The 22,551-nt window shown below is 40.0% G+C and carries 22 protein-coding genes and 1 other annotated feature; all 22 genes read right to left on the minus strand.

The annotated features are described in order from the left end of the window. Window positions 1–10 precede the first annotated feature (10 nt). The 22 genes from rplC to cysS all read right to left on the minus strand — a co-directional run bounded on the left by rplC (window position 11) and on the right by cysS (window position 22,550). On the minus strand, window positions 11–640 hold the full coding sequence (rplC, locus tag JFU50_RS09245; RefSeq protein WP_201188202.1) for a 50S ribosomal protein L3: 630 nt from the start codon (window positions 638–640) through the stop codon (window positions 11–13). Window positions 641–680: 40 nt separating this feature from the next. Then, the gene (gene rpsJ, locus JFU50_RS09250) at window positions 681–989 is read right to left on the minus strand and encodes a 30S ribosomal protein S10 (RefSeq protein ID WP_019244375.1); all 309 of its coding nucleotides are present in this window, start codon (window positions 987–989) and stop codon (window positions 681–683) included. 421 nt (window positions 990–1,410) lie between these two features. Then, on the minus strand, window positions 1,411–2,598 hold the full coding sequence (gene tuf / locus JFU50_RS09255; RefSeq protein ID WP_201188200.1) for an elongation factor Tu: 1,188 nt from the start codon (window positions 2,596–2,598) through the stop codon (window positions 1,411–1,413). 120 nt (window positions 2,599–2,718) lie between these two features. Continuing rightward, on the minus strand, window positions 2,719–4,797 hold the full coding sequence (fusA, locus tag JFU50_RS09260; RefSeq protein ID WP_056521830.1) for an elongation factor G: 2,079 nt from the start codon (window positions 4,795–4,797) through the stop codon (window positions 2,719–2,721). Between the two features lie 44 nt (window positions 4,798–4,841). Then, complete coding sequence (rpsG, locus tag JFU50_RS09265) at window positions 4,842–5,312, minus strand: 30S ribosomal protein S7 (protein ID WP_048677878.1); 471 nt, start codon at window positions 5,310–5,312, stop codon at window positions 4,842–4,844. Window positions 5,313–5,353: 41 nt separating this feature from the next. Continuing rightward, window positions 5,354–5,776: a 30S ribosomal protein S12 gene (gene rpsL, locus JFU50_RS09270; RefSeq protein ID WP_053349068.1), complete on the minus strand. Its 423-nt coding sequence runs from the start codon at window positions 5,774–5,776 to the stop codon at window positions 5,354–5,356. A gap of 104 nt (window positions 5,777–5,880) precedes the next feature. Further along, entirely contained in the window at window positions 5,881–6,129 is a 249-nt protein-coding gene (locus JFU50_RS09275; protein WP_034305040.1) for a 50S ribosomal protein L7ae-like protein, read from the minus strand. Window positions 6,130–6,423: 294 nt separating this feature from the next. Further along, the gene (rpoC, locus tag JFU50_RS09280; protein WP_098174991.1) at window positions 6,424–10,023 is read right to left on the minus strand and encodes a DNA-directed RNA polymerase subunit beta'; all 3,600 of its coding nucleotides are present in this window, start codon (window positions 10,021–10,023) and stop codon (window positions 6,424–6,426) included. A 183-nt stretch (window positions 10,024–10,206) separates the two neighbouring features. Continuing rightward, on the minus strand, window positions 10,207–13,776 hold the full coding sequence (gene rpoB / locus JFU50_RS09285) for a DNA-directed RNA polymerase subunit beta (protein ID WP_201188198.1): 3,570 nt from the start codon (window positions 13,774–13,776) through the stop codon (window positions 10,207–10,209). 238 nt (window positions 13,777–14,014) lie between these two features. Further along, the gene (locus JFU50_RS09290) at window positions 14,015–14,620 is read right to left on the minus strand and encodes a class I SAM-dependent methyltransferase (RefSeq protein WP_201188413.1); all 606 of its coding nucleotides are present in this window, start codon (window positions 14,618–14,620) and stop codon (window positions 14,015–14,017) included. 190 nt (window positions 14,621–14,810) lie between these two features. Continuing rightward, a complete protein-coding gene (gene rplL / locus JFU50_RS09295) occupies window positions 14,811–15,170 on the minus strand; it encodes a 50S ribosomal protein L7/L12 (protein ID WP_053349071.1) in 360 nt (119 codons plus the stop codon). A 63-nt stretch (window positions 15,171–15,233) separates the two neighbouring features. Next, window positions 15,234–15,734, minus strand: a complete 501-nt coding sequence (rplJ, locus tag JFU50_RS09300) for a 50S ribosomal protein L10 (protein ID WP_201188196.1) — start codon at window positions 15,732–15,734, stop codon at window positions 15,234–15,236. A gap of 39 nt (window positions 15,735–15,773) precedes the next feature. Beyond that, window positions 15,774–15,924 (minus strand) — a sequence feature (ribosomal protein L10 leader region). Between the two features lie 46 nt (window positions 15,925–15,970). Next, window positions 15,971–16,666: a 50S ribosomal protein L1 gene (gene rplA / locus JFU50_RS09305; protein ID WP_056521819.1), complete on the minus strand. Its 696-nt coding sequence runs from the start codon at window positions 16,664–16,666 to the stop codon at window positions 15,971–15,973. Between the two features lie 104 nt (window positions 16,667–16,770). Continuing rightward, window positions 16,771–17,196, minus strand: a complete 426-nt coding sequence (gene rplK, locus JFU50_RS09310; RefSeq protein ID WP_053349074.1) for a 50S ribosomal protein L11 — start codon at window positions 17,194–17,196, stop codon at window positions 16,771–16,773. 174 nt (window positions 17,197–17,370) lie between these two features. After that, a complete protein-coding gene (nusG, locus tag JFU50_RS09315; protein ID WP_053349075.1) occupies window positions 17,371–17,904 on the minus strand; it encodes a transcription termination/antitermination protein NusG in 534 nt (177 codons plus the stop codon). A 257-nt stretch (window positions 17,905–18,161) separates the two neighbouring features. After that, window positions 18,162–18,344, minus strand: coding sequence for a preprotein translocase subunit SecE (secE, locus tag JFU50_RS09320; protein ID WP_053349076.1), 183 nt, complete (start codon window positions 18,342–18,344; stop codon window positions 18,162–18,164). 54 nt (window positions 18,345–18,398) lie between these two features. Continuing rightward, window positions 18,399–18,548: a 50S ribosomal protein L33 gene (gene rpmG / locus JFU50_RS09325; protein WP_082527447.1), complete on the minus strand. Its 150-nt coding sequence runs from the start codon at window positions 18,546–18,548 to the stop codon at window positions 18,399–18,401. Window positions 18,549–18,754: 206 nt separating this feature from the next. Beyond that, window positions 18,755–19,387, minus strand: coding sequence for an RNA polymerase sporulation sigma factor SigH (gene sigH, locus JFU50_RS09330; RefSeq protein ID WP_098175004.1), 633 nt, complete (start codon window positions 19,385–19,387; stop codon window positions 18,755–18,757). A gap of 85 nt (window positions 19,388–19,472) precedes the next feature. After that, window positions 19,473–19,982, minus strand: coding sequence for an NYN domain-containing protein (locus tag JFU50_RS09335; RefSeq protein ID WP_053349078.1), 510 nt, complete (start codon window positions 19,980–19,982; stop codon window positions 19,473–19,475). 4 nt (window positions 19,983–19,986) lie between these two features. Next, window positions 19,987–20,730, minus strand: coding sequence for a 23S rRNA (guanosine(2251)-2'-O)-methyltransferase RlmB (rlmB, locus tag JFU50_RS09340; protein ID WP_056521815.1), 744 nt, complete (start codon window positions 20,728–20,730; stop codon window positions 19,987–19,989). Further along, entirely contained in the window at window positions 20,727–21,149 is a 423-nt protein-coding gene (locus JFU50_RS09345) for a Mini-ribonuclease 3 (RefSeq protein ID WP_201188195.1), read from the minus strand. The genes rlmB and JFU50_RS09345 overlap by 4 nt, the downstream gene beginning before the upstream one ends. 3 nt (window positions 21,150–21,152) lie before the next feature. Continuing rightward, on the minus strand, window positions 21,153–22,550 hold the full coding sequence (gene cysS, locus JFU50_RS09350) for a cysteine--tRNA ligase (protein WP_201188194.1): 1,398 nt from the start codon (window positions 22,548–22,550) through the stop codon (window positions 21,153–21,155). Between the last annotated feature and the right edge of the window lies 1 nt (window position 22,551).

A 22,551-nucleotide genomic window follows, 5' to 3' on the forward strand; every position in this document is an offset into this window, starting at 1 on the left:
TTCTCAGAAATTACTTTGCTTTAACAGCAGTTTTTACTTTGATCAATGCTTTTCTAGCACCAGGTACATTACCTTTGATCAATAGTAGGTTACGTTCAACATCAACTTTAACGATAGCTAAGTTTTGAACAGTAATTTGTTCCCCACCCATACGTCCTGGTAATAGTTTACCTTTGAATACGCGGTTTGGAGCTACAGGACCCATTGAACCTGGGCGACGGTGGTAACGAGAACCATGAGACATTGGTCCGCGTGATTGTCCATGGCGTTTGATAGAGCCTTGGAAACCTTTACCTTTTGAAATTCCTGTTACATCTACTAAATCGCCTTCAGCGAAAATACTAACATTGACTTCTTGACCGATCTCATATTCATTAAGATCCGTTCCGCGGAATTCGCGAATGAAGCGCTTAGGAGTAGTATTTGCTTTTTCAACATGTCCCTTTTCAGGTTTGTTAGAAAGCTTTTCACGTTTGTTTTCAAAACCAACTTGAACTGCTTCATAGCCATCAGTTTCAACAGTTTTCTTTTGAAGAACCACGTTATTAGCAGCTTCGATAACTGTTACCGGGATAAGTTCACCGTTTTCAGCAAAAACTTGAGTCATACCGATTTTTCTTCCTAAGATTCCTTTGGTCATAAGTCACACCTCCTAGAGTAATTGTTCATATTTATATGAATTATAATTTGATTTCAATGTCAACGCCTGATGGTAAATCTAAACGCATCAATGAATCAACTGTTTGTGGAGTTGGATTAACGATGTCGATTAGACGTTTATGCGTACGCATTTCGAATTGTTCACGAGAATCTTTGTATTTATGAACCGCACGTAGGATCGTGTATACCGATCTTTCAGTAGGTAATGGAATTGGACCAGATACAGCCGCACCAGAACGTTTTGCAGTTTCAACAATTTTCTCAGCAGATTGATCAAGAATTCTGTGATCATATGCTTTTAAACGTATACGAATTTTTTGTTTTGCCATAATTTTCCCTCCTTTTCGCCTATTTTAAAATAGACCTTCTCAATGGAAATTTCCCACACACTCGCCATGGCAAAGCGGCCGGGTGTGTCAGCAACCTTCCATATCATCGCAGTCAAAGACCAACATTGTCTATTATACATAAAGCACAAGTAGAATGCAAGTTAAACTTAAACTTTTCTTGTGCAACACACTTTTATTATTATACATACTATCACAAGTATTTACAAGTACATTCTACACGGTCTTTCATATCCATTTTCTTCTTCTGAAAGATCATTAAAAATCTCTTTAAAATTTAATTACTTTTTAAGCAATACTATAGAAGAAATAAATTAAAAGTCTTTAATAAATAAAAAAAGCAGATGGCGTCCCATCTGCTTTTCCCGGAAGGCGTCCCTTCCAATATTCATTAAAGAATCAATTACTCTGTGATTGTAGCAACGACGCCAGCGCCTACAGTACGTCCACCCTCACGGATAGAGAATTTAGTACCTTCTTCGATAGCGATTGGAGCGATTAGTTCTACAGTCATTTCGATGTTGTCTCCAGGCATAACCATTTCTACGCCTTCAGGAAGGTTACAAATACCAGTTACGTCAGTTGTACGGAAGTAGAACTGAGGACGGTAGTTTGTAAAGAATGGAGTGTGACGTCCACCTTCTTCTTTAGAAAGAACATAAACTTCAGCTTTGAAACTTGTGTGTGGAGTGATTGTACCTGGTTTAGCAAGAACTTGTCCACGTTGGATATCTTCACGAGCAACACCACGAAGTAGTGCACCGATGTTGTCACCAGCTTCAGCATAATCAAGAAGCTTACGGAACATTTCAACACCTGTTACAGTTGTTGGTTTAGACTCTTCGTTGAAACCGATGATGTCAACAACGTCACCGACTTTAACTTGTCCACGCTCAACACGGCCAGTAGCAACTGTTCCACGACCAGTGATAGAGAATACATCCTCAACTGGCATCATGAATGGTTTGTCAGTGTCACGAGTTGGTTCTGGGATATACTCGTCAACAGCTGTCATTAATTCATGAATTTTTTCTTCCCAAGCAGCATCTCCTTGAAGAGCTTTTAGTGCAGATCCTTTGATAACTGGAATGTCATCGCCAGGGAATTCGTATTCAGATAGAAGATCACGGATTTCCATTTCTACTAATTCAAGAAGTTCTTCGTCATCAACCATGTCGCATTTGTTCATGAATACTACTAGGTATGGTACACCTACTTGACGAGAAAGAAGGATGTGCTCACGAGTTTGTGGCATTGGGCCATCAGCAGCAGATACTACTAAGATTCCGCCGTCCATTTGTGCAGCACCAGTGATCATGTTTTTAACATAGTCAGCATGTCCTGGGCAGTCAACGTGTGCATAGTGACGAGTAGCTGTTTCGTACTCAACGTGTGCTGTAGAGATTGTGATACCACGTTCTCTTTCTTCTGGAGCACCATCAATTTGGTCATAAGCGCGAGCTTCTGCTCCACCTGATTTAGCAAGTACAGTTGTGATTGCAGCAGTTAGAGTTGTTTTACCATGGTCGACGTGACCAATTGTTCCAACGTTAACGTGCGGTTTTGAACGATCAAATTTAGCTTTTCCCATTAGGAATTCCTCCTTAAAATTATAAATAATAGATTAAGTATATAGGGCTGTGAAGGAAGACTAATTCTTCCATCACAGCTTACATAAGATAGTTATACTTTAATAAGAGATGAAAATCAATTATTCACCTTTATTTTTTTTGATGATTTCTTCAGAAATGCTCTTAGGTACTTCTTCATAATGATCGAAGTGCATAGAGAATGTTCCGCGTCCTTGTGTGTTAGAACGTAGTGATGTAGCATATCCGAACATTTCAGATAGTGGAACCATCGCTTTAACCATTTGTGTGTTACCGCGAGCTTCCATACCTTCTACACGACCACGACGAGATGTGATATCTCCCATGATGTCGCCTAGGTAATCTTCAGGAATTACAACTTCTACTTTCATAATTGGTTCAAGGATAACAGGTTTACATTTAGAAGCAGCATTTTTTAGTGCCATGGATGCTGCAATTTTAAATGCCATTTCATTGGAGTCAACGTCATGGTAAGAACCGTCAAATAATTTTGCTTTGATGTCGACTAGCGGGTAACCAGCAAGTACACCACGGTCAAGTGAATCAACTAATCCAGCTTGTACAGCAGGGATGTATTCACGTGGTACTACACCACCGACGATAGCATTTTCAAATTCGAATCCTTTACCTTCTTCGTTTGGACCAAATTCAATCCATACGTGTCCGAATTGTCCACGACCACCTGATTGGCGAACGAATTTACCTTCAACTTTAGCTGAACCACGGAAAGTTTCACGGTATGCTACTTGAGGAGCACCAACGTTAGCTTCCACTTTAAATTCGCGACGCATACGGTCAACAAGGATGTCCAAGTGAAGTTCACCCATACCAGCGATAATCGTTTGACCAGTTTCTTGGTCAGTATGCGCACGGAATGTTGGATCTTCATCTTGTAGCTTTTGTAAAGCTTGACCCATTTTGTCTTGGTCTGCTTTCGATTTTGGTTCAACTGAAAGAGAAATAACTGGTTCTGGGAATACCATGGACTCAAGAATAACTTGGTTCTTGTCGTCACATAGAGTATCACCAGTTGTAGTATCTTTCAATCCTACAGCTGCAGCAATATCTCCTGCGTATACAGTTGATATTTCTTCACGGCTGTTTGCGTGCATTTGAAGGATACGTCCAATACGTTCACGTTTACCTTTAGTTGAGTTGATTACATAAGATCCTGATTCTAATGTACCTGAGTACACACGGAAGAATGTAAGTTTACCAACGTAAGGATCCGTCATTACTTTAAACGCTAAAGCGGAGAACGGTTCAGAATCATCTGAGTGGCGTTCTACTTCTTCTTCTGTATCTGGAAGAGTACCTTTAATTGCAGGTACATCTAAAGGAGATGGAAGGAAGTCGATAACGTTATCTAGCATTAATTGGACACCTTTGTTTTTGAAAGCTGATCCACAGATAACTGGGAAGAATTCAACGTTAACAGTTGCTGTACGAATAGCTGCTTTTAATTCAGCAATGCTGATTTCTTCGCCGCCAAGGTATTTTTCCATTAAGTCTTCATTAACTTCTGCAACTGCTTCAATTAACTTTTCACGGTATTCTTCAGCTAGTTCCCGATGTTCTTCAGGAATCTCACCAACAGTGATATCAGTTCCTAAATCATTAGCATAGAAATGAGCTTTCATTTCAATTAGGTCAATGATTGCAGAGAATTGATCTTCAGCACCGATTGGTAACTGAACTGGATGAGCATTAGCTTGTAGACGATCGTGGATTGTTCCAACTGAATAAAGGAAATCCGCACCGATTTTGTCCATTTTATTTACGAATACGACACGCGGTACACCATAAGTTGTAGCTTGGCGCCAAACTGTTTCAGTTTGAGGCTCAACACCTGATTGGGCATCAAGTACAGCTACAGCTCCATCAAGTACACGCAATGAACGTTCAACTTCAACTGTGAAGTCTACGTGTCCTGGTGTATCGATGATGTTTACACGGTGACCTTTCCACTGTGCAGTTGTTGCAGCGGATGTGATCGTGATTCCGCGTTCTTGTTCCTGTTCCATCCAGTCCATTTGTGAAGCACCTTCGTGTGTTTCACCAATTTTATGGATTTTACCAGTGTAGTATAGAACACGTTCTGTTGTTGTCGTTTTACCAGCATCGATGTGAGCCATGATACCGATATTACGAGTGTTTGCTAAGGAGAACTCTCTTGCCATTTGTCTTTCTCCTTCCTTCTATAAGGATTTTATAGTAATTGATCTTACCAGCGATAATGAGCGAATGCTTTATTAGCTTCAGCCATTTTGTGTGTATCTTCACGTTTCTTAACAGCTGCTCCAGTATTGTTAGCAGCATCCATGATTTCATAAGCTAAACGCTCTTCCATCGTTTTTTCTCCACGAAGGCGAGAGTAGTTTACTAACCAACGAAGTCCTAGAGTTGATTTACGATCTGGGCGCACCTCAACTGGTACTTGGTAGTTAGCTCCACCCACACGGCGTGCTTTTACTTCTAATACAGGCATGATGTTTTTAAGTGCTTGATCAAAAACTTCGATTGGTTCATTGCCAGTACGTTCTTTGATTAAATCAAATGCAGAGTAAAGAATTTTTTGTGATTTACCTCTTTGTCCATCAACCATTAATTTGTTGATTAAGCGAGTCACAAGTTTTGAATTATAAATTGGATCTGGTAATACGTCTCTTTTCGTTACAGGTCCTTTACGAGGCATTATATTTCCTCCTTTCAAGAAAGTTAATTTTTTGTTTCAAATTATTTTTTTGCTGCTTTCGGACGCTTAGTACCGTATTTAGAACGGCTTTGCATACGATTATTTACTCCTGCAGTATCAAGAGCACCACGTACGATATGATAACGTACCCCTGGTAAATCTTTTACACGACCGCCACGGATAAGAACCACGCTGTGTTCTTGTAGGTTGTGTCCAATACCTGGGATATAAGCTGTTACCTCGATACCGTTTGTTAAACGTACACGCGCATATTTACGTAACGCGGAGTTTGGTTTCTTCGGTGTCATAGTACCCACACGAGTGCAAACACCACGTTTTTGCGGAGATGATACGTTAGTTTGTGCTTTTTTAAAGCTGTTGTAGCCTTTGTTAAGTGCTGGAGATTTTGAATTAACCTCTTTAGACTCGCGTCCTTTACGCACTAATTGATTAATAGTAGGCATTACATTTTTCCTCCCTTCACGTTTTCATTTCTAGTACCACACATCCAGGTGGTTCATAAATGGGTAAAAACAAAGTCTTTGCAAATAGTATTGCAAAAACATTTTTACTTTTTAATGGCAACAGTTGCTGCTCCGACATCAATACCACATGCTTTGCCAAGCATTCTCATCGAATCAACATATGTGATAGGAACATCCAATTCTTTAGCGGTCTCAACGACACGCCCAGTCAAGTATATATCTGCATCATCAGCGATGATAACTTCTTGAATTAAATTGTTTTTCAGAGCTCTAACTGCTTGTTTCGTCCCTATAATCACTGACTTTGCCTGTATTACTTTTTCATAAGACATGGTCCATATCCTCCAAAGTTACAGGGTAACATAGGAGCACCTTTGCTATAGTATCACTTTTAGTCGGATACTGTCAACTTCTTTCAAAAAATTAATTTAAGCAAAAGGTTTTCCTTACATAATACTATTAAGATATTCACTTTGCCTAAAATAGAAATAAAGCGAGTTTTCACTCGTCTATTTAGTTAGTCGTTCTTATTAAGAGAGACCAGCTCAATAAATTCTGATCCTTCAACTCCTCCATACTAAAGGAGTGCGGTCTTCAGTTTTAATGATGAGCTGGTCATATTTCATTTAATCTACTGTTACTGTATCTGTGCTTTCGCCACCAACAACGACAGGGTTAGCTTTTCTGTAACGAAGCATACCTGTTCCTGCAGGGACAAGTTTACCGATGATAACATTTTCTTTAAGTCCAAGCAATTCATCACGTTTTCCTTTAATTGCTGCATCCGTCAAGACTCTAGTTGTTTCTTGGAATGACGCTGCGGACAAGAAGGAATCCGTTTCTAGAGATGCTTTTGTAATACCTAGTAATACAGGACGTCCAGTAGCAGGTAATTTGCTAGTCAGTAATGCATCTGTGTTCGCAGTTGTAAACTGGTTAACATCCAATAATGTTCCTGGAAGAACTTCAGTTTCACCAGCGTCAAGCACACGGACCTTACGCATCATTTGTCTAACCATAACCTCGATGTGTTTATCACCGATTTCTACCCCTTGCATCCGGTATACTTTTTGTACTTCATGAAGCAGGTATTCCTGAACAGTAAGTACATCAGTAACTTTCAGCAATTCTTTCGGATCGATTGAACCCTCTGTTAACTCTTCGCCTCGACGTACGGCTGTATCAACAGCTACCCTTAAACGCGCTGTGTACGGCGCAGTATAAGTGCGTGATTCAACTGCACCTTGAACAACGATTTCCTGTTGTTTATCGCGGATTTCATTAATCGAAACAACTGTTCCTTCGATTTCAGAAATGATAGCTTGACCTTTAGGATTTCTCGCTTCAAATATTTCTTGGATACGAGGTAAACCTTGAGTAATATCATCTCCGGCAACCCCACCAGTATGGAATGTACGCATCGTTAACTGTGTACCTGGTTCTCCGATTGATTGAGCAGCAATAATACCAACTGCTTCGCCCACTTCAACTTCTTGACCAGTAGCCAAGTTACGTCCATAACATTTTTTACATACACCATGACTAGTGTTACATGTAAAGGCAGAACGAATCCATGCTGTTTCAATACCAAGAGATTCAATATAATTAGCCAGATCCTCAGTGATAAGATCGTTTTCAGCTACAATCACTTCATTTGTTTCTGGATGTTTAATCGCTTTTCTTGCATATCGACCTACTAGACGCTCTTCTAGATGCTCGATTATTTCTGTACCCTCTCTCAAGGCAGAAATTTTCAAGCCGCGGTCTGTACCACAATCATCATCACGAATGATAACGTCTTGAGCTACGTCAACTAGTCGGCGTGTAAGGTAACCGGAATCGGCTGTTTTAAGTGCTGTATCAGCAAGACCTTTACGAGCACCATGTGTAGAGATAAAGTACTCTAACACTGTTAAACCTTCACGGAAACTTGATTTAATCGGTAATTCAATGATACGTCCAGCCGGGTTGGCCATCAATCCACGCATACCCGCAAGCTGCGTAAAGTTGGATGCATTACCACGGGCACCGGAGTCACTCATCATGAAGATTGGGTTGCGTCGGTCCAGAGAGTCCATAAGTTTGGACTGAATGGTATCCTTAGCAGCACTCCAGATTGAGATAACGCGATCATAACGCTCATCTTCCGTAATTAGACCCCGTCTAAATTGTTTTAGGACGTTATCTACTTTCGTTTGAGCTTCAGTAATGATTTCTTGTTTTTCTTTTAAAACAACAATATCAGCCACACCAACGGTAATACCTGCTTTTGTCGAATATTTGAATCCAAGATCTTTCATCCTGTCAAGCATTTTAGAAGTTTCGGTAATTTTGAAACGTTTAAAGACTTCCGCAATAATATTCCCAAGAATTTTTTTCTTGAATGGATCAATAGCGGGTTGAGCCTTAATCAATTCAGGTATATCAGCGCCTTTTTCCACGAAATACTTCTCTGGAGTTTTTGTTTCCAAATTATAACGTGTTGGTTCGTTAATATACGGGAATGATTTTGGTAAAATTTCATTGAAGATCAATTTACCAACAGTTGTTATTAAGAGTTGGCTATTTTGCTCTTCCGTGAATGTTTCATTATTTAGTGATGATGCATGCACAGCACAACGGGAATGTAAGTGTACATAACCATTTTGGTATGCAAGCAACGCTTCACTTGTATCTTTAAAGATCATACCCTCACCGATAGCGCCTTCTCTTTCCAATGTTAAGTAATAGTTACCTAATACCATATCTTGAGAAGGTGTAACAACAGGTTTACCATCTTTAGGATTCAAAATGTTTTGCGCAGCAAGCATTAGCATACGAGCCTCTGCCTGAGCTTCAGAAGATAAAGGAACATGGACCGCCATTTGGTCACCGTCAAAGTCAGCATTGTAAGCTGTACATACAAGCGGGTGCAAACGAATTGCGCGACCTTCAACTAGAGTTGGTTCAAATGCTTGAATACCAAGTCTATGAAGAGTCGGTGCACGGTTCAGTAGTACCGGGTGTTCTCTAATAACTTCTTCAAGGACATCCCAAATTTCAGGAGATAGTCGTTCAATCTTACGTTTAGCAGATTTAATGTTATGCGCTAAACCTCTTTGAACTAGTTCCTTCATAACGAATGGTTTGAATAATTCAATCGCCATTTCTTTCGGCAGACCACATTGGTACATCTTTAAGTTAGGTCCAACTACGATAACAGAACGACCAGAGTAATCAACACGTTTACCAAGAAGATTTTGACGGAAACGGCCTTGTTTACCTTTTAACATATGAGATAAAGATTTTAATGGACGGTTACCAGGTCCAGTTACTGGACGACCACGACGGCCATTATCGATTAAAGCATCGACAGCTTCTTGAAGCATACGTTTTTCGTTTTGAACGATAATGCTTGGTGCTCCAAGGTCCAATAATCTTTTCAACCGATTATTACGGTTGATAACACGACGATATAAATCATTTAAATCAGATGTAGCAAAACGACCACCATCAAGTTGTACCATTGGACGAAGCTCCGGTGGAATAACCGGTAGCACGTCTAGTATCATCCATGAAGGCTCATTACCAGAGTTACGGAATGCTTCTAGCACTTCCAAGCGTTTAATTGCACGGGTTCTGCGTTGTCCTTGAGCTGTTTTAAGCTCTTCTTTCAACGACTCTACTTCTTTTTCCGTATCAATGTCTTGTAAAAGTTTTTTAATAGCTTCCGCACCCATCGCTGCTTGGAACTTCTTACCGTATTTTTCACGGTATGTACGATATTCTTTTTCAGAAAGAAGCTGTTTCTTCTCTAAAGTTGTATCGCCTGTTTCAGTTACCACGTAAGATGCAAAGTAAATAACTTCTTCCAATGCACGCGGAGACATATCAAGAACAAGTCCCATACGGCTCGGAATTCCTTTAAAATACCATATGTGTGAAACTGGAGCTGCCAGCTCAATATGACCCATACGTTCACGACGAACTTTAGCACGAGTGACTTCAACGCCACAACGGTCACAAACTACGCCTTTATAACGAACACGTTTATATTTTCCACAATGACATTCCCAGTCCTTTTGAGGTCCAAAAATTCTCTCACAGAATAAACCGTCTTTTTCTGGCTTTAACGTACGATAGTTGATTGTTTCTGGTTTTTTAACTTCTCCATGCGACCAAGAACGAATCTTGTCTGGCGAAGCAAGACCAATTTTCATATACTCGAAATTATTAACGTCTAACAAGGGGCCTACCTCCCTTTTAATCTCCAGGTTTAACCCTTGATTGCCGTCTTAATATCAGGCAATCTACACCGGATGATGGTTGATTGAATCAATAAGACTCTAACAAGGCAGCAGGATCATAAAAGAAACATCTTGCTGCCAGTCAGAGCGGATAATATATAAATTGATGTGTTTATATTTAATTTATTCTTTAGCTGGTGCCCCTACTTCGGAAGCAACCATATCTTTTGTTTCTGAATCAAGGCTTAATTTGTCTGCTTGGTTGGCTTCTTCTTCATCTTCCAAGTCACGCATTTCAATTTCACGGTCTTCGGCATTAAGAATTTTAACATCCAATCCTAAGCTTTGAAGTTCCTTAATCAATACTTTGAAGGATTCAGGGACACCAGGCTCAGGGACATTTTCACCCTTGACAATCGCTTCGTAAGTCTTCACACGACCGACGACATCATCTGATTTAACGGTAAGGATTTCTTGTAATGTATAAGCAGCACCATAAGCTTCAAGTGCCCATACCTCCATCTCACCGAAACGCTGTCCACCAAACTGCGCTTTACCACCAAGTGGCTGTTGCGTAACAAGGGAGTAAGGTCCAGTTGAACGAGCATGAAGTTTATCATCAACCATATGTGCAAGTTTAATCATATACATGACACCAACAGACACACGGTTATCGAATGCTTCACCTGAACGTCCGTCATAAAGGACAGTTTTTGCATCACGGGACATCCCAGCTTCTGCAATCGTACCCCAAACATCTTCCTCAGTAGCACCATCGAATACCGGCGATGCTACATGAATGCCAAGCGCGCGTGCTGCCATACCTAAGTGAAGCTCCAGCACCTGCCCGATGTTCATACGTGATGGTACACCCAATGGGTTTAACATGATGTCGACCGGTGTGCCATCTGGTAAGTAAGGCATATCTTCTTCAGGAAGAATCCTAGAGATTACCCCTTTGTTACCATGACGTCCAGCCATTTTATCGCCTTCGTGGATCTTACGTTTTTGAACGATATATACACGCGCAAGTTGGTTTACACCAGGAGGTAGTTCATCGCCATCTTCTCTGTTAAATACTTTAACATCAAGAACGATTCCACCGCCGCCGTGAGGTACACGAAGTGATGTATCCCGTACTTCACGTGCTTTTTCACCGAAAATTGCATGTAATAAACGTTCTTCAGCAGTCAATTCTGTTACACCTTTAGGCGTAACTTTACCAACTAGAAGGTCTCCGTCTTTTACTTCAGCGCCGACACGGATAATTCCGCGCTCATCAAGATTGCGAAGCGCATCTTCCCCAACATTCGGGATATCACGTGTGATCTCTTCCGGTCCCAATTTCGTATCACGGGACTCAGACTCATATTCTTCAATATGAATAGAAGTGTACACATCATCTTTAACTAAACGTTCACTCATGATGATGGCATCTTCATAGTTATATCCATCCCAAGTCATGAAGGCAACTAATACGTTACGTCCAAGCGCTAACTCACCTTTTTCCATTGAAGGACCATCAGCAAGAATCTCACCTTTTACAACGTTGTCACCAACACTTACGATTGGGCGTTGGTTATAGCACGTTCCTTGGTTGGAACGGATGAATTTTAATAAACGATATTTATCAATGTTTCCTTTTACTTGCTGTCCGTCAACCTCACTTACCCTACGTACCCATACTTCACGTGATTCAACGTGTTCTACGATACCAGGATGTTTACAGATGACAGCAGCACCAGAGTCTTTCGCTGAAACATATTCCATACCTGTTCCAACACGAGGGGCTTCTGGTTGAAGCAAAGGTACTGCTTGACGTTGCATGTTCGCTCCCATAAGGGCACGGTTGGAGTCATCATTTTCCAAGAAAGGAATACATGCTGTCGCGGCAGATACAACCTGTTTAGGAGATACATCCATGTAATCTACGCGGTCACGCGGTACAACGGTATTTTCACCGCGGAAACGAGCAACGACATCGTCATCAAGGAATGATCCGTCATCTGATAGACGAACATTCGCTTGAGCAACTACATAGTTATCTTCTTCATCAGCTGTTAAGTAATCAATTTGGCTTGTAATTCTACCTGTCTCAGGGTCCACACGACGATATGGTGTTTCGATGAAACCATACGGATTTACCTTTGCGAAACTAGATAATGAGTTAATCAAACCAATATTCGGTCCCTCAGGCGTTTCAATCGGACACATACGGCCATAGTGGGAGTAATGAACGTCACGTACTTCAAAGCCCGCACGTTCACGTGTTAAACCACCAGGTCCCAATGCAGATAGACGACGTTTATGCGTCAACTCAGCCAGCGGGTTAGTTTGATCCATAAATTGAGAAAGCTGAGAGCTTCCAAAGAATTCTTTAATAGATGCAATAACTGGACGAATGTTAATTAGTTGCTGTGGAGTGATTGTATTCGTATCCTGAATAGACATTCTTTCACGAACGACACGTTCCATACGAGATAAACCAATTCTAAATTGGTTTTGCAGCAATTCACCAACAGAACGCAGACGACGGTTTCCTAAATGGTCAATATCATCTGTGATTCCTACACCATGCAATAAGTTAAAGAAATAGCTAATAGAAGAAATGATATCAGCCGGTGTAATGTTTTTAACCTGGTCGGTCACGTAAGCATTACCGATGATATTAATCACTTTTTCGCCTTCAGCATCGTTTGGTGCAAATACTTTAATAGGTTGAAGAAGAGTTTCTTCTTCTACCACGCCACCAGATGGGTGGAATGTTTTAAAACCGATTCCCGCTTCAATATGAGGCAGAATTCTATCAAGAGTCCGACGGTCAAGCATTGTACCTTTTTCAACTATAATTTCCCCTGTTTCTGGATCAATCAAAGTCTCCGCAATACGTTGCCCAAACAAACGGTTCTTAATATGCAGTTTTTTGTTTATTTTATAACGACCTACGTTAGCTAAATCATAACGTTTTGGATCAAAAAAGCGGGATACTAAAAGACTTTTCGCGTTATCGACTGTAGGTGGTTCACCCGGGCGTAGACGCTCATAAATTTCTAGTAATGCTTTTTCCACACTCTCAGTGTTGTCCTTTTCAAGAGTGTTACGAAGGTATTCATTGTCACCGATTAAATCAATAATTTCTTGATCGGTTCCGAATCCAAGCGCACGCATCAATACCGTAATAGGCAATTTCCTAGTGCGATCGATTCGAACATACACAACATCCTTGGCGTCTGTTTCGTATTCGAGCCATGCGCCACGGTTAGGAATAACGGTCGCAGAGAATCCAAGCTTACCGTTTTTATCCATTTTACCATTGTAGTAAACACTCGGTGAGCGCACTAATTGGGATACAATTACCCGTTCTGCACCATTGATGACAAATGTACCTGTTTCAGTCATCAGAGGGAAGTCGCCCATAAATACATCCTGGTCTTTTACTTCCCCTGTTTCTTTGTTAACAAGGCGCACTTTCACACGAAGTGGAGCAGAGTAAGTAACATCGCGTTCTTTCGTTTCTTCCACAGAGTACTTCGGTTCAGCTAGGCTGTAATCGATGAACTCTAATGATAAATTACCTGTAAAATCCTCAATAGGAGAAATATCCTGGAACATTTCTTTTAAACCTACATCTAGAAACCATTGATAAGAAGCTGTTTGAATTTCAATCAGATTCGGAAGATCCAAAACCTCACTGATTCTTGCATAACTTCTACGTTGGCGGTGTCGTCCATACTGAACAAGTTGACCTGTCAACTGATTCACCCCTTAAATCAAGCGTTATAAGGATCAATTTGCCTCGGAAAAGGAATCATTTCCATAGACAAAAAGAAAATGGTTTTTATTTTAAAAACCACTATTTCTCATAAAACGAACTATTATTTATATATTTTTCCCATATTATCCATTGGTTATACACCAATGGTATAAAAATTGCATAGTTACGGAATTATATATATGCATTTTATAATACTAACATAGCGAAAATTTAGAGTCAAACCTTTTTGGATAATAGTATATAGTAACCCTTTTTCTTAACTGGCACCTCAATATTTCCAAATAACTGCTCCATTTTATCCATGGCGGATGGTGCACCTTGTTTTTTTTGAATGACAACCCATAATTCTCCACCAGCTACCAAACTTTGATAGCTTTCTTCTAAAATTTCGTGGACAACACTTTTACCTGCGCGAATGGGAGGGTTCGTAAGAATTGCAGCGAATTGACTGGAGCCAACTTTGTCAAAACGATCACTTTCGAATATTTTTACATTGGCGATCCCGTTAGAAGCGGCATTCTCTTTTGACAATTCAACTGCCCGGCTATTTATATCAATCATTTCTATCGCTCTATCGGGATAAGCTGCTGCAATTGATATTCCAATTGGTCCATAACCGCAACCTACATCAAGAATATCTCCTTCCACAGCTTCATTAAGGTTAAAGGTTTCAACCAAAAGACGAGAACCAAAATCAACTTCTTTTTTTGAAAAAACGCCATTATCGCTTTTGAAGCGGAAAGTACGTCCCTTTAATGTAAAATCCCAAAATTTCGGATTGCTTACGACATCCGGTTTATGTGAGTAGTAATGCTCTGTCAGAGTCATCTCCCCCTATCAGAAAGGAATATTGAAGATTTAATGAGAGAAGAGATTTGAAGAATGGATACTTGCATGCCGTTAAGTTTGTAGAATCTCTTAACCAAACTATTAACAACAATTTTCCGTCATTTTCTTTAAAATGAAGAGAAAAAAGCCCGCCAGTGATAGCGAGCTTTTTGTTTATGCAAGATTACTTAACTTCAACGCCAGCTCCAACTTCTTCAAGTTTAGCTTTAACTTCTTCAGCTTCTTCTTTAGAAGCGCCTTCTTTGATTGCTTTTGGAGTGTTGTCAACAAGTTCTTTTGCTTCTTTAAGTCCAAGACCTGTAACTTCACGTACAGCTTTGATAACTTTGATTTTTTGATCTCCAGCAGATGTAAGGATTACATCAAACTCAGTTTGCTCTTCAGCAGCAGCGCCACCAGCAGCAGCTACAGCTACAGGTGCAGCAGCAGTTACGCCAAATTCTTCTTCGATTGCTTTTACAAGGTCGTTTAATTCTAAAACAGTCATGTTTTTAACTGCTTCTAAGATTTGATCTTTAGTCATTGTTATTTCCTCCTCGAAATGGTTGGTTTTTTTTTGAATCAATAGGCTAGATAAGCGGTTAGCTTACGCGCCTTGTTCTTCTTTTTGATCTGCAACTGCTTTTGTAGCAATAGCAAGTCCGCGCATAGGTGCTTGTAGCACGCTGAGTAGCATTGAAAGTAGGCCTTCGCGTGAAGGTAGTTCTGCAAGAGCTTTAATTTCTTCTGCAGTTGCAACATTTCCTTCGATAACTCCAGCTTTGATTTCTAACGCTTCATGTTTTTTCGCAAAATCGTTAAGGATTTTTGCTGGCGCAATAACATCTTCAGTTGAGAATGCAATTGCGTTTGGTCCTGTTAATGATTCGTTCAAAGCGCTAAGTTCAGCACTTTCAGCAGCACGACGAGTTAAAGAGTTTTTGTAAACTTTAAACTCAACGCCAGCATCACGAAGTTGCTTACGAAGTTCTGTTAATTCAGCAACAGTCAATCCACGGTAGTCAACAACTACTGTTGATTGGCTTGCAGTTAATTTTTCAGAAATCTCAGCAACGATTTTTTGCTTTTGTTCAATAATTGCGTTCATCCTTACACCTCCTGTAGATTTGCTTGAAAACATTTATACCGTTTCAAAGAAAAAGCCTTCATCTCTATTGCAGACATGAAGGCAGTAATTTCAAAGGTCATAGTCAACGACTATTATTATCGAATTACCTCGGCAGGGAATTAAGCTCTAGTTGAGCACCTACTGTCTACGGTACAAATGATATTCATTTATTCACAACAAAACATATTATAACAATAATAGTTTTGGAATGTCAATTATTTATTGAAAGAAGAAGAATCAACTTTCACACCAGGGCCCATTGTAGTTGTTACAGAAACGTTTTTCATGTAAGTTCCTTTAGCAGCCGCAGGTTTCACTTTCATTAACGTATCATAGATAGTAGTGAAGTTTTCCACTAGTTTAGCATCTTCGAAAGATACTTTACCGATTGGAGCATGGATGTTACCAGCTTTATCTACGCGGTATTCAACTTTACCAGCTTTGATTTCGTTAACTGCTTTTGTTACATCAAATGTAACTGTGCCTGTTTTAGGGTTAGGCATTAAACCTTTAGGTCCTAATACGCGACCAAGTTTACCAACTTCACCCATCATGTCTGGAGTCGCAACGATTACATCGAATTCGAACCAACCTTGTTGGATTTTGTTGATGTAGTCAGATTCGCCAACATAGTCAGCACCAGCAGCTTCAGCTTCTTTTGCTTTTTCGCCTTTAGCGAATACTAATACGCGTTGAGTTTTACCAGTACCATTCGGTAGAACAACTGCTCCACGAATTTGTTGGTCTGCTTTCTTAGGGTCTACACCTAAACGGAAAGCCACTTCAACAGTTGCATCGAATTTTGCGAAGTTAGCTTTTTTAGCAACTTCGATTGCTTCAGTTACAGCATAAGCCTTAGAAACTTCTACAAGCTTAGCTGCTTCAAGATACTTTTTACCTTTTTTCGCCATGATATAAATCCTCCTAAATTGTGGTTTTAACGGTATAACCTCCCACGAATAAAGGTTGCGAGTATCAATCGCAACCCCGTAGAAACAAATAGCAATTACATGGATTAGTCTTCGATGACAATACCCATGCTGCGAGCAGTACCTTCAACCATACGCATTGCAGCTTCAACGTTTGCAGCGTTTAGGTCAGGCATTTTAGTTTCAGCAATCTCGCGCACTTGATCACGCTTGACTGTAGCAACTTTTTTACGGTTAGGTTCACCAGAACCAGACTCAATACCTGCTACTTTCTTAAGCAATACAGCAGCGGGTGGAGTTTTTGTAATGAATGTAAATGAACGGTCTTCAAATACCGTGATTTCAACAGGAATAATTAGACCAGCTTGATCTGCTGTACGAGCGTTGAACTCCTTACAGAATCCCATGATGTTTACACCAGCTTGACCTAATGCAGGACCAACTGGGGGAGCCGGATTCGCTTTACCAGCAGGAATTTGCAATTTAACCATTTTAATTACTTTTTTAGCCACGAGACACACCTCCTTATAAGTCCGTGATGTGGTAATAGGGATATACCCTCCCACTCATCTTGAATTCTTTATATATTAATAAAGAATGCTTGTATCGTTGAGGCCTAAAAATTGAAACATACTGACCTTTGAAATTTTACCACTTTCAAATGGCAATTTCAAGTTTTTTTCCGTTTATAATTTTTCCACTTGATTAAAGTCAAGTTCAACTGGCGTATCACGGCCAAACATATTAACCAGAACTCTTACTTTACCTTTATCTTTATCAAGTTCTTCAATAGGACCTGCAAAGGTTGCAAATGGTCCTTCTTTAACCTGAACGGTATCACCGATTTCAAAATCAACTTCGATTTTGCTTTCATCAACGCCCATCCGCTTAAGAACGACTTCAATTTCTTCAGGAAGAAGCGCTGTCGGTTTAGATCCAGCTCCTGACGAACCCACAAAACCTGTTACGCCAGGTGTATTCCGAACTACATACCAGGAATCGTCCGTCATAATGATTTCCACTAGTACATACCCTGGGAATACTTTCTTTTTCGTTACTTTCTTTTTGCCATCTTTAATTTCTGTTTCTTCTTCTTCAGGAACTACAACTCGAAAGATTTTGTCTTCCATCCCCATTGTTTCAACACGTTTTTCCAAGTTAGCCTTAACCTTGTTCTCATAACCTGAATAGGTGTGAACTACATACCAATTCTTTTCCATGTGTTAGGACTTTAACGTCCTTCCCTCCCTGCAACAATCATTTTCTTTATTAAACTTTATCTTTGAACGTTTTAGCCAAAAATCAATCCCCGGCGTTATCCCGACTTAACTAGAATATATTGTGATAATTCATTTTACAGCAGTGCTGAATTTTGAACTTCTTCACTTCTTAAAAAAGACAAATTAAAAAACCCGTTTCCGGGCTTTTCTGCTGACACATATTATTCTATCACTATTATACCTTATTTTCGAATCTCTTATTCAATAACTAAGCGAATTAATTCGGAAATGCCCAAATCTACCACCGTAAAGAATAAAGCCATAAACAATACAGTTGTTACTACCACGATTGTATATTTGGTAAGCTCTTTGCGTTTCGGCCAGCTTACTTTTTGCATTTCGCGAGCCACTCCGCTGAAAAATTCGGTCAAGCGTTTCATGAATGTATCCTCCAAGCATTAGAAAGCTTCTTTGTTAATCTATTAATAAAACGGTTATTTCGTTTCTTTATGAATCGCGTGTGAATTGCATGTACTACAAAATTTCTTTATTTCAAGGCGTTCGCTGCTTGTTGATTGATTACTTTCATAACTATAATTTCTTGAACCACATTCAGTACAAGCTAGAACAATTTTTTTTCTCATTTGATACACCTATCCTATCTACTATATCCATAAAACCTTATCACGACTGTCTTTTATTGTCAATAACAAAGCGGGCTGAGCCCATCCCAGTATGGATAATCGTGTATCGAAAACCTTTTTTTCTTTACATCCAATTTCAAATCTTAGTGAATAAAACTTCCAAGTGGAGATGGGACAGATGAGATTAAGCGGAAAAAGCGGAGGGATTATAAACTGATTTCCCTTACTTCCAAATAGCGCTCGAGCTTTCTTTTCACCCGCTGAAGGGCGTTGTCGATTGACTTCACATGTCGGTTCAACTCTTCCGAAATCTCTTGGTAGGTTTGTCCATCTAGGTAAAGAGCTAACACTTTTCTCTCCAGATCACTCAGAAGCTCGGCCATCTTTAATTCGATATCGTCAAACTCTTCTTGATTGATAATCAGCTCTTCCGGGTCTAAAACTTTTGTACCCGATATTATATCCATAAGAGTTCGATCGGATTCCTCATCATAAATAGGCTTGTCCAGGGAAACATAGGAATTGAGCGGAATATGCTTTTGACGCGTTGCTGTTTTAATAGCTGTAATGATCTGCCTCGTAATACATAGTTCGGCAAACGCTTTAAAGGAGGATAACTTATCACCTTTAAAATCACGGACGGCTTTATATAAACCAATCATACCTTCTTGAACGATGTCTTCCTTATCTGCACCAATTAAGAAATAAGTCCTTGCCTTTGCTCTAACAAAATTACGATACTTTTGGATCAAGTAATCCAGCGCTTCACTGTCTCCAGTGTGTACCAACTCTATCAATTCATCATCATCAAACTGCAGATACTTTTCGTTCAGTTTCATTCCGAATTTGAGACCCACATTATATCCCCCTGACCTGACTCAGATAGAAATATTATACAGCAGGTAAAAATTACCCGTCAATGGTTCAAATCTTCCCTCGACGCCATTTTTCGAAAATTTCTGCAACTTCTTCACTTAAAGGGATTTTAGCAGCGGGTTTTATTATGGTTGTTTTTTTTACATCCTTCTCAATTTCCCCTTGAATTTCTTCCATCTCAATAAGCAGTTCGCGGGCAGATTTCCTTAGAGCCCCTTGGCCAAATATCACCCACTGCTCCGTGAAGTCAGAAGTCGCCACTTGAATCTGCGTTTTGATATTATTCAGTTCAATTGCCATCTTTTCTATTCTCTCATCAGCAGTTTCATTTTCTTTTGTAAAAATTACATCTACCTTATGATTTTTGAATATCCGGGCAATTCCTTGAACATATTGGGCGTCAAATACGACAATTACGCGATACCCGGTAAAGGCTTGATATTCCGCCATCATTTCAATTAACCGGTCCCTTGCAGCAGCAAGATCCCGTTCTTTCAATTCTCTCAGTTCCGGCCAGGCCCCAATAATGTTGTAACCGTCCACTAACAGAATATTCATCCCATTATTGGCCTAAAGGATTTCTTTTTCTATAGACCTCATACATCAATAAACCAGCTGCTACCGATGCATTTAACGACGTTACTTGTCCTGCCATAGGGAGACGGATGAGGAAATCGCATTTTTCCTTCATTAAACGGGCCATTCCTTTACCTTCGCTACCAATTACAAGTCCAATGGGCATCTTGCCGTCCATGTTACGGTAATCATCGCTACCTTTCGCATCTGTACCGACAATCCAGACACCACGCTCTTTTAACTCTTCAACTGCTCGTGCCAAATTCGTAACACGAGCAACTGGAATATACTCAATTGCACCGGTCGATGCTTTCGCTACTGTTGCCGTTAATCCCACTGCTCTCCGTTTTGGAATAATAATTCCATGGGCTCCGACAGCATCTGCTGTTCTCATAATTGATCCTAAATTATGTGGATCTTCAACTTCATCAAGAATCATGAAAAATGGCGCTTCATCCCGTTCTGCCGCTTTGGCGAATAAGTCATCCAATTCTACATATTCATAAGCCGCCACTTGTGCGACAACACCTTGATGAATACCATCTGCCATTTGATCAATTTTTTTCTTTGGAACAATTTGCACAAATACCTTCTTTTCTTTAGCAAGACCAATAAGTGGTTGCATTGACCCTTTTTGTGAGCCTTCTGCTATCCAAATTTTATTTATATCCCGTTCGGAGCGAAGTGCTTCCAATACGGGGTTTCTTCCAATGATGTATTCTTCACTCATGGGTTACTCCCCTTTTCTTCTTCAATGAATTCAATAGACTTTCTAATAAGCTCTTCCATTCTTTCTATTCGACCGGATAAATACAGAAAGCCCATAAGAGCCTCAAAGGCCGTACTGTAACGATACGTTTGCACATCTGTATTCTTCGGAACCGAACCGGATTTCGCATTACGGCCGCGACGGACGACAGCGGATTCTTCTTCTGATAACCAACCTGACTCCAAGAAAAAATGAATAATCTTATTTTGAGCTTTAGCTGATACAAAAGATGTTGCTTTTTTGTGAAGAAGATTAGGCTTGACCGCTCCTTTTTGAATGAGATGATGCCGGATATACGTTTCATATACGGCATCACCTATATAGGCTAGAGCAAGACTGTTTAACATTTTTTCATCTACTTTATTATCGTAATGAAGCATCAATTACCCTCTTTTCCATCTTGTACCTTGAGGGGTATCCTCTAATATAATATTCATGTTTTTCAAGCGGTCACGAATTTCATCAGATAACCCAAAGTTGCGATCTTTCCGCGCTTGAATTCTCTGCTGAATCAAGCCTTCAATTTCTTCATCCAACAACCCTTCTTCTTCTAGAGACAAACCTAGAACTGAAAACAGTGTTTGGAATTCTTCAAGGAAAGCCTCAATGACTTCCTTGTCGGTATTTTTCTCCATCAAGTAATAATTTGCTTGCTTGGACAGTTCAAAGAGAATGGATATCGCGTTAGCTGTGTTAAAATCATCGTCCATTTCTTGAATGAACTGTTCATGTAACGCATTTACTTTCTCCAGCCAAACATCATTATTCTCAGTCAACCCATCACTTACTTGGAGACGATGCTTTAAGTTTTGGTATGATGTTCTTAAACGATCAAGTGCCGCCTTTACATTCTCTAGTACTTCTTCGCTGTAATTGATAGGATGGCGGTAATGTACGGATAACATGAAGAAGCGTAACACTTGTGGATCATGCTTCTGAATGATGTCATGCACAAGAACAAAATTGCCTAAGGACTTAGACATTTTTTCATTATCAATATTGATATATCCGTTATGCATCCAATAATTCGCAAAGGTCTTGCCCGTTAATGCCTCAGATTGTGCAATTTCATTTTCATGATGGGGAAAAGCTAGATCTTGGCCGCCTGCGTGTATATCAATTGTATCGCCCAAATACTTTCTGACCATGGCAGAGCATTCGATATGCCAACCAGGACGCCCCTTACCCCATGGACTCTCCCAAGATATTTCACCTTCCTTAGCCGCTTTCCAAAGGGCAAAATCAAGGGCATCTTGTTTTTTCTCACCAATTTCAATGCGTGCCCCAACTCGCAGCTCATCGATGGATTGGTGGGACAACTTTCCATACCCTTCAAATTTACGAGTTCGGTAGTACACATCACCTTCAGATTCATAAGCGAATCCTTTTTCAATCAATGCCGAAATAAATTCAATAATTGTATCCATGTTCTCCATCACGGTCGGATGTGCATCCGCCTTTTTGCAACCAAGCGCAGAAACGTCTTCAAAATACGCCTTAATAAAACGTTCTGAAATGGCCGGGACATCTTCCCCCAATTCTTTTGCTGCGCGAATGAGTTTATCATCAACATCTGTGAAATTCGAAACAAATTGAACTTCATACCCACGATAATCTAAATATCTTCGAACGGTATCAAATACTATTGCGGGTCTAGCATTTCCAATATGAATGTAATTGTAGACAGTAGGTCCGCACACATACATTTTCACCTTTCCTTCTTCAATCGGAACGAAGGCTTCTTTCTGTCTTGTAACTGTGTTATATATTTTAATTGCCATA

It is taken from the genome of Peribacillus sp. TH14 (genome assembly GCF_016651145.1).
Lineage (GTDB): Bacteria > Bacillota > Bacilli > Bacillales > DSM-1321 > Peribacillus > Peribacillus butanolivorans.

Coding starts and splice junctions, on each gene's coding strand:
- sigH (WP_098175004.1), bottom strand. CDS start 19,387: ATGAAACTGAACGAAAAGTATCTGCAGTTTGATGATGATGAATTGATA.
- cysS (WP_201188194.1), bottom strand. CDS start 22,550: ATGGCAATTAAAATATATAACACAGTTACAAGACAGAAAGAAGCCTTC.
- JFU50_RS09275 (WP_034305040.1), bottom strand. CDS start 6,129: ATGTCTTATGAAAAAGTAATACAGGCAAAGTCAGTGATTATAGGGACG.
- rplL (WP_053349071.1), bottom strand. CDS start 15,170: ATGACTAAAGATCAAATCTTAGAAGCAGTTAAAAACATGACTGTTTTA.
- secE (WP_053349076.1), bottom strand. CDS start 18,344: ATGAAACGCTTGACCGAATTTTTCAGCGGAGTGGCTCGCGAAATGCAA.
- rplC (WP_201188202.1), bottom strand. CDS start 640: ATGACCAAAGGAATCTTAGGAAGAAAAATCGGTATGACTCAAGTTTTT.
- rpsJ (WP_019244375.1), bottom strand. CDS start 989: ATGGCAAAACAAAAAATTCGTATACGTTTAAAAGCATATGATCACAGA.
- tuf (WP_201188200.1), bottom strand. CDS start 2,598: ATGGGAAAAGCTAAATTTGATCGTTCAAAACCGCACGTTAACGTTGGA.
- rplA (WP_056521819.1), bottom strand. CDS start 16,666: ATGGCGAAAAAAGGTAAAAAGTATCTTGAAGCAGCTAAGCTTGTAGAA.
- JFU50_RS09335 (WP_053349078.1), bottom strand. CDS start 19,982: ATGAATATTCTGTTAGTGGACGGTTACAACATTATTGGGGCCTGGCCG.
- nusG (WP_053349075.1), bottom strand. CDS start 17,904: ATGGAAAAGAATTGGTATGTAGTTCACACCTATTCAGGTTATGAGAAC.
- rplJ (WP_201188196.1), bottom strand. CDS start 15,734: ATGAACGCAATTATTGAACAAAAGCAAAAAATCGTTGCTGAGATTTCT.
- fusA (WP_056521830.1), bottom strand. CDS start 4,797: ATGGCAAGAGAGTTCTCCTTAGCAAACACTCGTAATATCGGTATCATG.
- rpsL (WP_053349068.1), bottom strand. CDS start 5,776: ATGCCTACTATTAATCAATTAGTGCGTAAAGGACGCGAGTCTAAAGAG.
- rpmG (WP_082527447.1), bottom strand. CDS start 18,548: ATGAGAAAAAAAATTGTTCTAGCTTGTACTGAATGTGGTTCAAGAAAT.
- rpsG (WP_048677878.1), bottom strand. CDS start 5,312: ATGCCTCGTAAAGGACCTGTAACGAAAAGAGACGTATTACCAGATCCA.
- JFU50_RS09345 (WP_201188195.1), bottom strand. CDS start 21,149: ATGCTTCATTACGATAATAAAGTAGATGAAAAAATGTTAAACAGTCTT.
- rlmB (WP_056521815.1), bottom strand. CDS start 20,730: ATGAGTGAAGAATACATCATTGGAAGAAACCCCGTATTGGAAGCACTT.